A 14,538-nucleotide genomic window follows, 5' to 3' on the forward strand; every position below is an offset into this window, starting at 1 on the left:
GCCCGTTTTCACGGGACCGCGAGCCGTCCCCGCCGGCCGCGGAACCTCTCCGGCGTCATGGCGCCGCCGCGCCATGACGCCGTACCGCCCTCGCCTTACGGCTTGGGCAGCTTGCAGTCCGGCAGGCTCAGGTCGACCTTGTTGCCCGCAGCTATGCAGCTGGTGAGGGTGTGGGTCTGCTGTCCGTACGCGGTGCCTTCCTTGACGGTGACGTTGCCGCTCTCATCGACCTCGCAGGGGTTGTTGAGAGTGCACTCCTCACCGTTCTCGTTGCGGGTGTTGTTGACGCCGACGACCTTGCCGGAGGCGTCGTCGATGACCGGCGAACCGGACGTGCCGCCCTTGGTGTCGCATTCGTTCGTGTAGCGCAGCGAGTCCTTCATGCTCCAGCCGTCCTCGCGCAGCTCGTGCACGAAGCCGTCGATGGAGCAGCTGTACGTCTCCTTCCAGTAACCGGAGACGACGGTGATGGCGTTGCCCTGCGTGGGGTGGGCGGCGTCGACGTCGAGCGGGTCGAGGCCCGTGTCCGACTTGATCTGCTCGTAGCTGGCGTCCAGTTCGTACAGCGAGACGTCGGTGTCCGTCATCGTCGCGTAGCTGATCTTGGTGGAGGTCAGCGTGCCGGCTTCGCTGCCGGAGGCGTCGAGGAGGGAGAAGTTGCGCTGCGAGGGCTGGTCGACGATGACCTGGCCCGGCTCGGGCATGCCCTCCTCCAGGCAGTGCCCGTTGGAGAGCACCAGGCCGGGGTCGCTCGCCTTGGAGTCGGGCATCCGCACGAGCGAGCCCGAGCAGTTGCTGAGCGCGACGGTGCCCGCGAAGTTCGGGGCGGCCGCCGGCTTGGCCGGCTGCGGCTCTGCGGCCGCGGCCGGGGTCGTGGCGAACCCGGTGATGGCGACGGCTCCGAAGAGCGCCGCGGTCAGGGTGCCGACGAGAGGTCTTTTCATGGTGGGGGGTTCCTCTCCTTCTACAAATCTCTTACCGAAGATTCGTTCGGGGGTGACGCCGTGCATTCTTGGCGTAGGAGTGGTTCGCCCACAAGACCCCAACAGAGCCCCCAGAAACGGACGATGACGTTCCAGTGGCGGCGCGAGAAGGGACCCCCTGCTCGGAGAGCGAGGAGGTCCCTTCGTCGTGCGGGGGCAGGTGGAATCGCGCTACACGACGAGACTCACCGCTGCCGCGACGACGAAGCCCGCCACGGAGAGGACCGACTCCAGCACCGTCCACGACTTGAGCGTGTCCCGCTCGGAGATGCCGAAGTACTGGGACACGATCCAGAATCCGCCGTCGTTCACGTGCGAGGCGAAGATGGAGCCCGCGGAGATCGCCATGATGACCAGCGCGGTGTGCGGCTGCGAGTAGTCGCCCGACGAGAGCAGCGGAGCGACGATGCCCGCGGTCGTGACGATGGCGACGGTCGCGGATCCCTGCGCGACGCGCAGCACCAGCGAGAGCAGGTAGGCGAGCACGATGACCGGCAGTCCGGCGTTGCTGAAGGTGTCCGCGAGTGCCTGCGCGACACCGCTGCCGTCGAGTACGGCACCGAAGACGCCGCCCGCGCCGACCACCAGCAGGATGTTGCCGATGGGCTTCAGCGAAGCGGTGGAGACGGTCTCCAGCGACTGCCGGGACCAGCCCTGCTTGAGGCCCAGCTGCCAGTACGAGAGCAGCAGCGCGATCGTCAGCGCGACGAAGGGGTGCCCGAAGAACTCGATGACGGAACGCAGCGTCGAGGGGTCCAGCGCGATCGAGGAGAAGGTCGCCATCAGGATCAGCAGCAGGGGGGTGCCGATGATGGCGAGCACGACGCCCAGGGCGACGGGCTTCTCCGCGGTCACCCCGGCCGCCTTCTTCTCCGCCGCGACGGCGGCCTTGGCCTCGTCGGCCGCTTCCAGCATGTCCTGCGGGACCTCGACGAAGAGACGGTTGCCGATCCACGTCGCGTAGGCCCACGCGGCGAGCACCGCCGGGATACCGGTGATGACGCCCATCAGGATGACCCAGCCGAGGTCCACGTTGAGCAGTCCGGCTGCCGCCACCGGGCCCGGGTGCGGCGGCAGGAACGCGTGCGTCATGGAGAGGCCCGCCAGCAGCGGCATCGCGTACAGGATGATCGACTTCCCGGAGCGCTTGGCCGCCGCGTAGACGATCGGCGCGAGGACGAAGATGCCGACGTCGAAGAAGACCGGGATGCCGAAGATGAGGCCGGTGAGGCCCATGGCCAGCGGTGCGCGCTTCTCACCGAAGAGGGCGAGGAGCCGGCTGGAGAGCGCCTCGGCGCCACCGCTGACCTCGAGTATCGCCCCGAGCATGGTGCCGAGTCCGATGATGATGGCGACATGCCCGAGGATGCCGCCCATCCCGTCCTCGATGAGGGAGACGGCTTCCGACTTCTGCACGGTGCCGAAGAGTTCGGTCACCGAGAGCCCGGCGGCGAGGCCGACGGCTATGGAGACGCCCAGCAGTGCGACGAAGGGCTGCAGCCTGACCTTGATGATGAGGAAGAGCAGCAGCAGGATGCCCAGGGCGGCGACGGTCAGCAGACCGCCGGTGCCGCCTATCAACGCGAGCAGACCGCCTGTGTGCGGTGGCGCCTCTTCGGACGCGGATGCGGCAAGCAACATGGGGGACCTCGTGGTTTCCGTGTCAAGTCCGGGGATTCATAAGGGGATCGGTGCACGCGGGGGGTGTGCGCGGCCCTCGTGTACGGGTGAACGCCGCTGCGTAAGTGGTGCGGGAGGAGATCAGCCGAGTACGGCAAGGGCGTCGATCTCGACGAGCAGGCCGGCGGGAAGGCCGACGTAGACGGTCGTACGGGCGGCGGGGGCCTCGGTGAGGTCCGCGAAGAACTCGTTGTAGATGTCGTTGAGTTCGGCGAAGTGCGCGGTGTCCGTCAGGTAGACGCGGAGCATCACCACGTCCTCCCAGCTCGCGCCGCCCTCCCGCAGGATGGACTCGACGTTCGCGAAGGTCTGGAGCGTCTGCTCGCGCAGGCCCGGACCGACCGGCGCCGGGGCCTCGCCGGCGACGGCGGGCCCGAACCCGACCTGACCCGCGACCTGGAGGATGTTGCCCTTGCGCACCCCGTGGGAGAACTTCGCTGGCGGGGTGGTGTGGGTGGACGGGGTGAGGGCCGTCTTGGTCAGCTTCTCGCTCATGACTGTGGTTCCTAAGGACTGTTCGGGACGGGGGTGTTCAGGACGGGGACGCTTCGGACGGGGACTGCCTGGGCGGGGTCTTCCCGGAGTACTCGGCGCTGATCGCCTCGGCGGTACGCCGCACCAGCGGCAGCAGGGTGAGGAGTTCGTCGGCGCTGACGACGACGTTCGGGGCCGAGACCGACATCGCCGCCACGCAGCGTCCGTCGGGGCCGTGCACCGGTGCGGCGACGCAGTTGATCGACTCCTCGTGTCCGCCCAGGTCGGTGGCCCAGCCCTGTTCGCGCACCTTCGCCAGCTCCGCGAGGAAGGCGGAGGAGTTGGTGATCGAACGGGCCGTGTAGCGGGGGTAGTCGAGGCCTTCGGCGACCGAACGCCGCTCGGGCTCGGGCAGGTCGGCGAGCAGGAGCTTGGCCACCGCGGCGACGGTGATCGCGACGGGCTTGCCGATGCGCGAGTACATCCGCACGGGATAGCGGCTCTCGACCTTGTCGATGTAGAGGACTTCGTCCTCCTCGTGGACCGCGAGATGGACGGTGTGCCCGGTCTGCGCGTTCAGCTCCACCAGGTGGGGGTGGGCTATCTCGCGTACGTCCAGGTTCTCCACCGCCTGCTGAGCGAGGGCGAAGAGCCGCGCACCGAGCCGGTAGCGCTGGTCGGGCTGCCGGTGGACGATGCCGTGCTCGTGCAGCGTGCGAAGGAGGCGCAGCGCCGTGGACTTGTGCACGCCGAGCCGGGTCGCGACCTGTTCCAGGTTCGCGGGGCCCTCCGCCAGCAAGGGGAGGATGCTCAGTGCGCGGTCGACCGTCTGGCTCATGATGCGTTCGCCTTCTGTATGTTCCACCCGGGGCCGAGGCGCAGTGTCTCCCAGCCCTCGTCGTCCAGGGCGGCCAGCCGGTCCGCGAGCTGCCGGGACGGCGGCTGCGCGAGATCGCCGGGGACGGTCAGCGCCGCCGCCGCCGTGAGATGGCCGTGCCTGAGCCGGTCCCGTACGGGCAGTCCGCGGAGGGTGGCCGAGAGGAACCCCGCGGCGAATCCATCCCCCGCGCCGACGGCGCCCACGACGTCGACCTGGAGAGCGGGCACGAAGACCTCGGCCTCGTCCCGGACGAACACGGTGGCCCCGACGGCGCCCTGCTTGACGACCAGCATCGCGGGCTCGGGGAGCACGTCTCTGATCGCGGCGGGGCCGCCGCCGACCCCCCACGCCGCTTCCGCCTCGTCCTCGCCGACGAAGACGAGGTCGCAGCCGCGCGCCAGCTCCAGCAGCACTCCCGGATCACCGGAGGCCCACAGCCCGACGCGGTAGTTGACGTCGAAGGAGACCAGCGGACGCCCTTCCCGCGGCTGTGTCAGCACACGCATCAGGGCCAGGCAGTCCTCGGAGAGCGCGGCCGTGATGCCGCTGACGTGCAGCACGCCGGTGTCGTCGAGCGCAGCCAGGTCGACGGAGTGCGGCGACATGGCCGAGGCGGCGGACCCCGCGCGGTAGTAGACGACTTCGGCGACGTCGCCGGCACCGTCCAGCGTGGTGGCCCGCTCCCCTGCCGTACGGAAGTAGATGCCGGTCGGACGATTCGCATCACGCCCGACAAGTCCGACATCGACACCTCGGGACGCGACCGCTTCCACCAGGTGGTCGCCGAATCCGTCCACGCCGACTCTGCTGACCCAGCGCACCGAGTGACCCGAACCGGCGAGCGTGCAGGCGACGTTGGACTCCGCACCGCCGATGGCGCGGTCGAACGAGGGCACGTCAGCCAGCCGCCCCGCCTGTGACGGCAGGAACGTGACCATGGATTCGCCGAGGCAGACGGCGTCGGTGCTCACCACTGTCCGCATCCACTCCTCATCGATTGACGGGTATTCGCCGGGATGCTAAACAGCCATGAGCGAAATACGCAATGCGTATTGCAGGTAATGCAATGAATCGGAGTCGCCATGCCCCCTCTCGCCGCCCTCGCCGACGAGCGCATCGACCACCGCTTCAAAGGGCTGCCGCCCGACGCGTCCGGTCTCACGGTCGCCGACCTGGCCGCCGAGCGGCGCAACCTGTTCACGGGCGGCTTCACGACGCCGGTCCTCGCACTCTCCGCCGAGCGCTTGGAACACAACCTCGCCCTGATGGAGACGTACACCGAGCGGCACGGCCTCTCCTTCGCCCCGCACGGCAAGACCTCCATGGCCCCGCAGCTCTTCGACCGCCAACTCCGGCGCGGCGCCTGGGGCATCACCCTCGCCGTGCCCCACCAGGTGCGCGTCGCCCGTGCCTTCGGCATCCCGCGGATCTTCCTCGCCAACGAACTCCTCGACGCTGCCGCCCTGCGCTGGATCGCCGGGGAGCTGGACGCCGACCCGGACTTCCGCTTCATCTGCTACGCCGACTCCACCGAGGGCGTCGCCCTGATGAACTCCGCCCTCACGGACGCGGGCGCGACACGTCCCCTCGACGTCGTCGTCGAACTCGCCGCCGGAGAGGGGGCACGCACCGGCGCCCGTTCGGAGGCCGAATGCGAGGCCGTCGCCGACGCGATCGCCGAGGCCCCCACCCTCCGGCTGGCCGGCGTGGCGGGCTACGAGGGCGAAGTGCCGGACGCGGACCGGGAGTCGGTGGCCGCCTGGCTGCGCCGTCTCACCGCTCTGACCGCCGCCTTCGACGCCGCGGGCCGCTTCGACTCCGAGATCGTCCTGAGCGCGGGAGGCAGCGCCTGGTTCGACGCGGTCGCCGAGGTGTTCGGCGAAGTGCCGGAGCTCTCCCGGCCCGTGCTCAAGCTGCTCCGCTCGGGGGCGTACGTCTCCCACGACGACGGCGCCTACCGCGAGAAGACGCCCTTCAACCGCGTCCCCGAAGAGGGCGCGCTCCAGGCGGCGTTCACGCTCTGGACGCAGGTCGTCTCCAGGCCCTCTGCGGACCAGGCCTTCCTCAACGCCGGCAAGCGGGACGCGGCGTTCGACCTCCACCTTCCCCAGCCGCACACGATCCGCAGCGCCGACGGCTCGACGCGTCCGGCCACCGGCATCACGGTCACCGGCCTGTCCGACCAGCACGCGTGGATGCGCACGACGTCGCCCCTCCAGGTCGGCGAGTGGGTGGGTCTGGGCATGTCCCACCCGTGCACGATCTTCGACAAGTGGCAGCTGATCCCCCTGGCCACCTCCGACGGCACGGTCACGGACTACATCCGCACCTTCTTCTGAGGCACGCCCCGCACGGCCGTAGCGAAAGGCACCGCACCATGGACCTCGTCATCCGGGACGCCGACGTCGTCGACGGCAGCGGCCGGCCCGCGTACCGCGCGGACGTCGGCATCGAGAACGGCCGCATCACCACCATCGCCCGCGAGGGCGAGGCCCGCCCGGCCGCGGGGCCGTCAGGCCGCACCGTCCAGGCGGACGGCCTCACCCTCGCGCCCGGCTTCATCGACATGCACGCCCACTCCGACCTCGCGCTCCTCCGCGACCCCGACCACTCGGCGAAGGCGGCCCAGGGCGTCACCCTCGAAGTCATCGGTCAGGACGGCCTGTCCTACGCGCCCGTCGACGACCGCACCCTCGAACAGGTCCGCAGCGCCATCACCGGCTGGAACGGCAGCGCCCCCGGGGACACCTCCGTCGACTTCGACTGGCGCACCGTCGGCGAGTACCTGGACCGGATCGACCGTCAGGGCACCGCCGTCAACGCCGCTTACCTCATCCCGCAGGGCAGCGTCCGCATGCTCGCCGTCGGCTGGGACGACCGCCCCGCCACAGCGGCCGAGACGGCGGCGATGCAGCGCCTGGTCGCCGAAGGGCTCGAACAGGGCGCCGTCGGGATGTCGTCCGGGCTCACCTACACGCCCGGCATGTACGCCTCCGACGCCGAACTCACCGAGCTCTGCCGCACGGTGGCGTCCTACGATGGCTACTACTCCCCGCACCACCGCTCCTACGGCGAGGGCGCTCTCCAGGCGTACGAGGAGATGGTCACCCTCACCCGTGAGGCGGGCTGCGCCCTCCATCTCGCCCACGCCACCATGAACTTCGGGGTCAACAAGGGCAAGGCGCACGAGCTCACCGCCCTCCTCGACCGCGCGCTCGCCGACGGCGCCGACATCACCCTCGACACCTATCCCTACACGCCCGGGTGCACAACTCTGGTGGCGATGCTGCCCAGTTGGGCGAGTGCGGGCGGGCCCGAGGCGATCCTGGCGCGGCTGGCGGACGAGGAGACGTGCGCCCGCATCCGGCACGTCATGGAGATCGAGGGCGCGGACGGGTGCCACGGCGTGCCCATGGACTGGAACACCATCGAGATCTCGGGCGTCGCCGACCCCGCGCTCTCGCGCTTCGTCGGAAGGACCGTCGCGGAGTCCGCCGCCGAAGCCGGCGAGGAGCCCTTCTTCACGGCCCGCCGCCTGCTGATCGAGGACCGGCTCGGCTCAACGATCCTCCAGCACGTGGGCCACGAGGAGAACGTCCGGCACATCATGCGGCACCCCGTGCACACCGGCGGGAGCGACGGCATCCTCCAGGGCGACAAGCCGCATCCCCGCGCGTACGGCACCTTCCCGCAGTATCTGGGGCGCTACGTACGGGAGTTGGGCGTCCTCTCGCTGGAGGAGTGCGTCGCGCACCTCACTTCGCGTGCCGCACGGCGGCTCCGCCTGACCGACCGGGGCCTGGTCCACGAGGGCTACCGCGCGGACCTCGTCCTCTTCGACGCGGAGACCGTCGCGCCCGGATCCTCCTTCGAGAATCCGCGGGTCCTGCCGACGGGCATCCCGCACGTCCTCATCGACGGCCGCTTCGTGATGGAGGACGGCCACCGCACCGACGTGCTCGCCGGAGGAGCGGTGCGCCGCACGCCGAGCGGCGGTGCGTGACTCCGACCCGCGAGGCCTACGAGGGCCTTCGAGGCCTACGAATACACAGCCGGATGCCTTCCGGCGCGTGCTCGTCGCCGCGCCCTACGCGTGCTGGTACGCCACCAGCGAGATCCCGACGTAGTGCACGACGAACGCGGCCAGCGTGAGCGAATGGAACACCTCGTGGAACCCGAACCACCGGGGTGAGGGGTTGGGCCGCTTGATGCCGTAGACGACGCCGCCGGCGCTGTAGAGCAGCCCGCCGACGACGACGCAGACGAGCACCGCGATGCCGCCTTCACGCATGAAGTCGGGCAGGTAGAAGACCGCGGCCCAGCCCATCGCGATGTAGCAGGGCGTGTAGAGCCACCGGGGAGCGCCCACCCAGAAGACCCGGAAGGCGATGCCGAGCAGTGCCGCCGCCCAGACCCCCCACAGCAGAGCGGCGCCGGGGCCGTCCGGCAGGAGCAGGATCGTCAGCGGCGTGTACGTGCCGGCGATGATCAGGAAGATGTTGGCGTGGTCGAGGCGCCTCAGCACGGCGTTGGCCCTGGGGCCCCAATTGCCGCGGTGGTAAAGGGCGCTGACGCCGAAGAGAAGGCATGCGGTGAGTGTGTAGACCGCGCAGGCGATACGGCCGCGGGTGCTGTCGGCCAGCGCGGTCAGGAATATCCCGGCGGCGAGCGCCGCGGGGAACATCCCCGCGTGCAGCCAGCCGCGCAGCCGCGGCTTGATCATCCCGGGCAGCGCCGCGGCAGCCGAAGTGACCGTAGCCGCGGCCGACTCGAGGGAGGCGGCGGCAGAACTGCCGGTCTGGGCCGGCTTCTCGGTTCCGTCCGCGCCGTGTGAGAGATCCGCGGAGCTCGGCGACTCCTGCGAACGGGGCGCGTCAGTCATGCGCTCCATCGTAGCTACGCCACGGTCGGCGGAAACCCGCTGCGCGGGAGGGCATGCACGTCGCAGGAGTGGTGATGGACACATCCTTTCCATCTGGACATGCAGCCGATACGCTCACATGCTCAGAGGAGCAAGGGTGACACCGGATGAGCGAGCCGCACGCACGCACCAGCACAGCACGACATGAACGCATCCGGGTCACAGCCCCCAAGGGGCGAGTGAACAGACCAGAAGAAGCGGATATCTGTGCCGGTGTCCGCGCGAACCCTCAACGTCTGGAGAGATCGTGGCGCGCAGTTCTGCGGCTCCTACCATCAACACGATTCCCACCCGCCACCAGGAGCTCGTCACCTGGGTAGGGGAGATCGCCGCCCTTACCGAACCCGACCGGATCGTCTGGTGCAACGGCTCCGAATCGGAGTACGAGCGCCTGTGCGAAGAGCTCGTGGAGAAGGGCACGTTCACCAAGCTCGACCCGGTGAAACGGCCGCACTCCTACTACGCCGCTTCCGACCCCAGCGATGTCGCCCGGGTCGAGGACCGCACGTTCATCTGCTCCGAGAAGGAAGAGGACGCCGGACCGACCAACCGCTGGAAGGCCCCCGACGAGATGCGGGCCGTCTTCCAGGGTGAGAACGGCGAGGGGGGCCTCTTCCGCGGCTGCATGCGCGGCCGGACGATGTACGTCGTCCCCTTCTGCATGGGCCCCCTGGGCTCCCCTCTCTCCGCGCTCGGCGTCGAGATCACCGACTCCGCGTACGTCGCCGTCTCCATGCGCACCATGACCCGAATGGGCCAGCAGGTCCTCGACGAGCTCGGCGAGGACGGCTTCTTCGTCAAGGCCGTGCACAGCGTCGGCGCCCCGCTCCAGGCCGGCGAGCAGGACGTCCCCTGGCCGTGCAGCAGCACCAAGTACATCTCCCACTTCCCCGAGGCGCGGGAGATCTGGTCCTACGGCTCGGGCTACGGCGGCAACGCGCTGCTGGGCAAGAAGTGCTACGCCCTGCGCATCGCCTCCGTGATGGCACGCGACGAGGGCTGGCTCGCCGAGCACATGCTCGTCCTGAAGCTCACCCCGCCGCGCGGCGAGTCGAAGTACGTTGCCGCCGCCTTCCCTTCGGCCTGCGGCAAGACGAACCTGGCCATGCTGGAGCCGACCATCAAGGGCTGGACCGTCGAGACCATCGGCGACGACATCGCCTGGATGCGCTTCGGCGAGGACGGGCGGCTCTACGCCATCAACCCCGAGGCCGGCTTCTTCGGCGTAGCCCCCGGCACCGGTGAGCACACCAACGCCAATGCGATGAAGACCCTCTGGGGCAACTCCGTCTTCACCAACGTCGCGCTGACCGACGACGGCGACGTGTGGTGGGAGGGCATGACGGAGGAGACTCCGGCGCACCTCACGGACTGGAAGGGCAACGACTGGACTCCCGAGTCTGGGACTCCGGCCGCGCACCCCAACGCCCGCTTCACCACACCGGCCGGGCAGTGCCCGATCATCGCCCCGGAGTGGGAGAGCCCGCGCGGCGTCCCGATCTCGGCGATCCTCTTCGGTGGGCGGCGCGCCTCGGCCGTGCCGCTGGTGACGGAGTCCTTCAGCTGGCAGCACGGCGTCTTCCTGGGCGCGAACGTGGCCAGCGAGAAGACTGCCGCCGCCGAGGGCAAGGTCGGCGAACTGCGCCGGGACCCGTTCGCGATGCTCCCCTTCTGCGGCTACAACATGGGCGACTACTTCGCCCACTGGGTGAAGGTGGGCGCGAACGCGGACCAGGACAAGTTGCCGAAGATCTACTACGTCAACTGGTTCAAGAAGAACGACGAGGGCAAGTTCGTCTGGCCCGGCTTCGGCGAGAACAGCCGCGTCCTGAAGTGGATCGTGCAGCGCCTCAACGGCGAGGCGGAGGGTGTCGAGACGCCCATCGGCGTTCTGCCGACCAAGGAGTCCCTCGACACGGACGGTCTCGAAATGACCGACGAGGAGCTGGACTTCGTCCTCAAGGTCGACAAGGAGGTCTGGCGCGAGGAGGCATCCCTCGTGCCCGAGCACCTCAACACCTTCGGTGACCACACGCCGAAGGAGCTGTGGGACGAGTACCGCGCCCTGGTCCAGCGCCTGGGCTGACGCCCTTAGGCTCTCCGGCCGCACCGCCCCTCACCGGCTCAGCCGGTGGGGGGCTCGGCGTGTGCACGTCCCGTTCGAGCCGGGACAAGGGCATGCCTCTCCCCCGGCGTTCAGGGCCGGCGGTGCTTCACTCAGGCGGTGGTGAGGCCCAGGGCCGACGCGTGCCGGTCCCTGCACTGCGAGGCCAGCGCCATGGCCGCCTCGTCGCTGCGGTAGGTGGCGATCACGACTGCGTGTCCGGCCAGGGTGTGCGCCCTGTGGTGCAGCGAGTCGACGTGCTCGGGATCCGCATCGCGGACCGAGGGATCCGCGCGGAACGGCGCGGCACCGTCGCGGAGGCGGGTGATCTGGTCGACCAACTCCTGCGCGACTTCGTCCAGTTCGGCATCGGTGGCGAGAGCGCGGAGCTCGTCCGTCACCGTGAGGAGCGCCGTGAGGTCACCGGCGAGGCGGATGTCCAGCTCCTCCGCGCGTGTGCGGTGCGGGAAGTCGGCGTCAGCCATGGTGTGCACCGACTTCGTACGGATCGGTTCATACATGGGACGGCCTCCTGCCCTGACGTTGCCGGAGAGCCATCCTAACTTGGACTCCGTCTAAAGTTGACCCCGTTACATACACTCGCGGACGGCCGGGAGCGGCGGCGGGCACCGGCAGCACCCCCCACCAGCACGCGAGCAGGGCGGGACGAAAAACCGCGAGCCCGGATGCGGCATCGAAACGGATCGGACGCATCCCACGGATCGGGGCGCGGCCGGACGATCAGGTCAGGGCTGGCTGTAGCCGTCCAGGAAGGCGCCGATGCGGGTGACCGCGTGCTCCAGTTCCTTGACCGGGGGCAGGTTGACGATCCGGAAGTGGTCCGGGTCCGGCCAGTTGAAGCCCGTGCCGTGGACGATCATGATCTGCTCGGCCCGCAGCAGGTCGAGCACCATCTCCCGGTCGTCCTTGATCTTGTAGACCTTGGGGTCGAGCCGCGGGAAGGCGTAGATCGCACCCTTCGGCTTCACGCAGCTCACGCCGGGGATCTGCGTCAGCAGGTCGTGCACCGTGTCGCGCTGTTCCAGCAGCCGTCCGCCCGGCAGCACCAGGTCCTCGATGGACTGACGCCCGCCGAGCGCGGCGGCGACAGCGTGCTGCGCGGGCATGTTCGCGCACAGCCGCATGTTCGCGAGGATCGTCAGACCCTCGATGTAGCTCTCGGCGTGGGCCTTCGGCCCGCACACCGCCATCCATCCGCTGCGGTAACCCGCGACCCGGTACGACTTCGACAGCCCGTTGAAGGTGACGGTGAGCAGGTCGGGAGCCACCACGGTGGTGGGCGTGTGCGTCGCGCCGTCGTAGAGGATCTTGTCGTAGATCTCGTCCGAGTAGACGATCAGGTCGTGCCGGCGGGCGATGTCCGTCAGGCCACGCAGCATTTCCTCGTCGTAGACGGCACCCGTGGGGTTGTTCGGGTTGATGATGACGAGCGCCTTGGTGCGGTCGGTGACCTTCCGCTCGACGTCGGCGAGGTCGGGCATCCAGTCCGACTGCTCGTCGCAGCGGTAGTGGACCGCCGTGCCGCCGGACAGGGAGACGGACGCCGTCCAGAGCGGGTAGTCCGGGGCGGGCACGAGCACTTCGTCGCCGTCGTCCAGCAGCGCCTGCATCGACATCTGGATGAGCTCGGAGACGCCGTTGCCGAGGTAGATGTCCTCGACGGAGAGGTCGATGCCCTGCGTCTGGTAGTGCTGCATCACCGCGCGCCGGGCGGAGAGAAGGCCCTTCGCGTCTCCGTAGCCGTGCGCGTCGCCCACGTTGCGGAGCATGTCCTCGAGGATCTCCGGCGGGCACTCGAAGCCGAAGGCCGCCGGGTTCCCGGTGTTGAGCTTGAGGATGCGGTGCCCTGCTGCCTCCAGCCGCATCGCCTCCTCCAGGACCGGACCCCGGATCTCGTAACAGACGTTGGCGAGCTTCGTCGACTGGATCACCTGCATATCGCCACCTTACGGGCGGTGCCCGCGGGACGCCTCGTGTTATTGCTCACCTCGTGTACGGGCGCAGCGGCCGCCTCCGGGACCTTGACAGCGGATTTTTTGAGAGTCACTGTCAATTGACATCAACCTTCGAAATTCTCGGAGCCGGCCATGACCACACGTCCCGACCCGCGCCGCTGGTGGGCGCTGGCAGCACTCGGCACCTGCATGCTCGTGCTGGGATTCGACCTGACGATCCTCAACGTCGCGCTGCCCGAGATGGCCGCCCGTCTCCACGCCGGAACAGGCGAGATGCAGTGGATCGTGGACGCCTACATCGTGGTGTTCGCCGCGACGATGCTGCCCGCCGGTCTGCTGGGCGACCGGTTCGGGCGGCGGCGGATGCTCATCGCGGGTCTCGCCGTCTTCCTGGCCGGTTCGCTGCTCGGCGCACTGGCCGGCGATCCCGCATGGATCATCACCGCCCGCACCTTCATGGGGCTCGGGGCCGCCCTCGTGATGCCGCTCGCCCTGTCCGTGATCCCCTCGCTCTTCGAGAGCGAGAAGGAGCGCACGAAGGCGATCGGCATCATCACGGCCTCCGTGGCGGGCGGCATGCCGCTCGGGCCGATCATCGGCGGCTGGCTGCTCGATCACTTCTGGTGGGGCTCGGTCTTCCTGGTGAACGTGCCGCTGGCGGCGCTCGGCATCGCGGTCTGCCTCCTCCTGCTGCCCGAGTCCCGCGACGCCTCGATTCCCCGGGTGGACGCGCTCAGTTCCGCCCTGAGCGTCCTCGGCCTCGGCTCACTCGTCTTCGGAATCATCGAGGGCCCTTCCCGCGGCTGGAGCGACCCGGTCGTGGTGGCGTCCTTCGCGGCGTCGGTCTCGCTGCTCACGGCGCTGGTCGTCCGCGAGCGGCGCCTGGAGCGACCCATGCTCGACCTCGGCCTGCTGGCGCACCCCGGCTTCCGCTGGAACACCTTCGCGGCGACGCTGATCACGCTCGTGCTGGCAGGGCTGCTGTTCATCCTGCCCCAGTACCTGCAGGCGGTCCTCGGCCTCGACGCCTTCGGCACGGGCCTGCGGCTGCTGCCGCTCATGGCGGGGCTCATCTTCGCCGCGCGGGGCGCTGGGCCGCTCACCGCGCGCTTCGGCCCCGGTCCCGTGATCAGCGGCGGACTGGTGGTGCTCGCCTTCGCGGCCTTCCTCGGCGCCCGTACCGACACGGCCGACGGCTATGCGCTGACTGCCACCTGGCTGACCGTCACCGGATTCGGCGTGGGCTTCGCCATGGTGCCCGCGATGGACGGTGCGCTCGCGGCCCTTCCTCCCGCGCGGGCCGGCAGCGGATCGGGGCTGCTGATGACCGTACGTCAGACGGGTGCGGCGATCGGCGTCGCGCTGCTGGGGAGCCTGCTGTCGGGCACGTACGCCGAGAAGCTCGACACGGACGGGCTGCCTCACGCCGCGGCGGAGGCGGCGGGCGACTCCGTGATCGCCGCGCACGAGGTGGCCGAGCGGCTGCACTCCGGTGCGCTGGCGGCCTCCGCGGACGCGGC

At 69.5% G+C, this 14,538-nt stretch carries 12 protein-coding genes; 4 read left to right on the top strand and 8 right to left on the bottom strand.

Features of this window, described 5'->3' with window-relative positions; translation table 11 throughout:
• Positions 1-95: 95 nt before the first annotated feature.
• From H5J26_RS20515 to H5J26_RS20535, 5 genes are all read right to left on the bottom strand, one after another.
• Positions 96-944 (bottom strand): S1 family peptidase, encoded by an 849-nt coding sequence (locus tag H5J26_RS20515; RefSeq protein WP_181767381.1) that lies wholly within the window; start codon positions 942-944, stop codon positions 96-98.
• Between the two features lie 210 nt (positions 945-1,154).
• On the bottom strand, positions 1,155-2,624 hold the full coding sequence (locus H5J26_RS20520) for a GntP family permease (RefSeq protein ID WP_181767382.1): 1,470 nt from the start codon (positions 2,622-2,624) through the stop codon (positions 1,155-1,157).
• Between the two features lie 120 nt (positions 2,625-2,744).
• Entirely contained in the window at positions 2,745-3,158 is a 414-nt protein-coding gene (locus tag H5J26_RS20525; RefSeq protein ID WP_181767383.1) for a RidA family protein, read from the bottom strand.
• A 37-nt stretch (positions 3,159-3,195) separates the two neighbouring features.
• Positions 3,196-3,975, bottom strand: a complete 780-nt coding sequence (locus tag H5J26_RS20530) for an IclR family transcriptional regulator (protein ID WP_181767384.1) — start codon at positions 3,973-3,975, stop codon at positions 3,196-3,198.
• Positions 3,972-5,000: a sugar kinase gene (locus H5J26_RS20535; protein ID WP_181767385.1), complete on the bottom strand. Its 1,029-nt coding sequence runs from the start codon at positions 4,998-5,000 to the stop codon at positions 3,972-3,974. Before H5J26_RS20535 ends, H5J26_RS20530 begins: the two co-directional genes overlap by 4 nt.
• Positions 5,001-5,099: 99 nt before the next feature.
• Between H5J26_RS20535 and H5J26_RS20540 the strand changes: the two genes are divergently transcribed.
• On the top strand, positions 5,100-6,356 hold the full coding sequence (locus H5J26_RS20540; protein WP_181767386.1) for an alanine racemase: 1,257 nt from the start codon (positions 5,100-5,102) through the stop codon (positions 6,354-6,356).
• A 38-nt stretch (positions 6,357-6,394) separates the two neighbouring features.
• A complete protein-coding gene (locus H5J26_RS20545; RefSeq protein WP_181767387.1) occupies positions 6,395-8,020 on the top strand; it encodes an N-acyl-D-amino-acid deacylase family protein in 1,626 nt (541 codons plus the stop codon).
• An 84-nt stretch (positions 8,021-8,104) separates the two neighbouring features.
• Here the strand turns inward: H5J26_RS20545 and trhA are convergent, their stop codons facing one another.
• On the bottom strand, positions 8,105-8,740 hold the full coding sequence (gene trhA / locus H5J26_RS20550) for a PAQR family membrane homeostasis protein TrhA (protein ID WP_235980860.1): 636 nt from the start codon (positions 8,738-8,740) through the stop codon (positions 8,105-8,107).
• Between the two features lie 445 nt (positions 8,741-9,185).
• Here trhA and H5J26_RS20555 point away from each other — a divergent pair, with 445 nt between their 5' ends.
• On the top strand, positions 9,186-11,024 hold the full coding sequence (locus H5J26_RS20555; protein ID WP_181767389.1) for a phosphoenolpyruvate carboxykinase (GTP): 1,839 nt from the start codon (positions 9,186-9,188) through the stop codon (positions 11,022-11,024).
• Positions 11,025-11,155: 131 nt separating this feature from the next.
• Here the strand turns inward: H5J26_RS20555 and H5J26_RS20560 are convergent, their stop codons facing one another.
• Positions 11,156-11,563: a hypothetical protein gene (locus H5J26_RS20560; protein WP_181767390.1), complete on the bottom strand. Its 408-nt coding sequence runs from the start codon at positions 11,561-11,563 to the stop codon at positions 11,156-11,158.
• A 225-nt stretch (positions 11,564-11,788) separates the two neighbouring features.
• The gene (locus H5J26_RS20565) at positions 11,789-13,000 is read right to left on the bottom strand and encodes a pyridoxal phosphate-dependent aminotransferase (RefSeq protein WP_181767391.1); all 1,212 of its coding nucleotides are present in this window, start codon (positions 12,998-13,000) and stop codon (positions 11,789-11,791) included.
• Between the two features lie 150 nt (positions 13,001-13,150).
• Here H5J26_RS20565 and H5J26_RS20570 point away from each other — a divergent pair.
• Positions 13,151-14,538 (top strand): MFS transporter (locus H5J26_RS20570; RefSeq protein WP_181767392.1); only part of this gene is annotated, 1,388 nt, incomplete at its 3' end.

It is taken from the genome of Streptomyces albidus (ex Kaewkla and Franco 2022) (genome assembly GCF_013870515.1).
Classification (GTDB): Bacteria; Actinomycetota; Actinomycetes; order Streptomycetales; family Streptomycetaceae; genus Streptomyces; species Streptomyces albidus.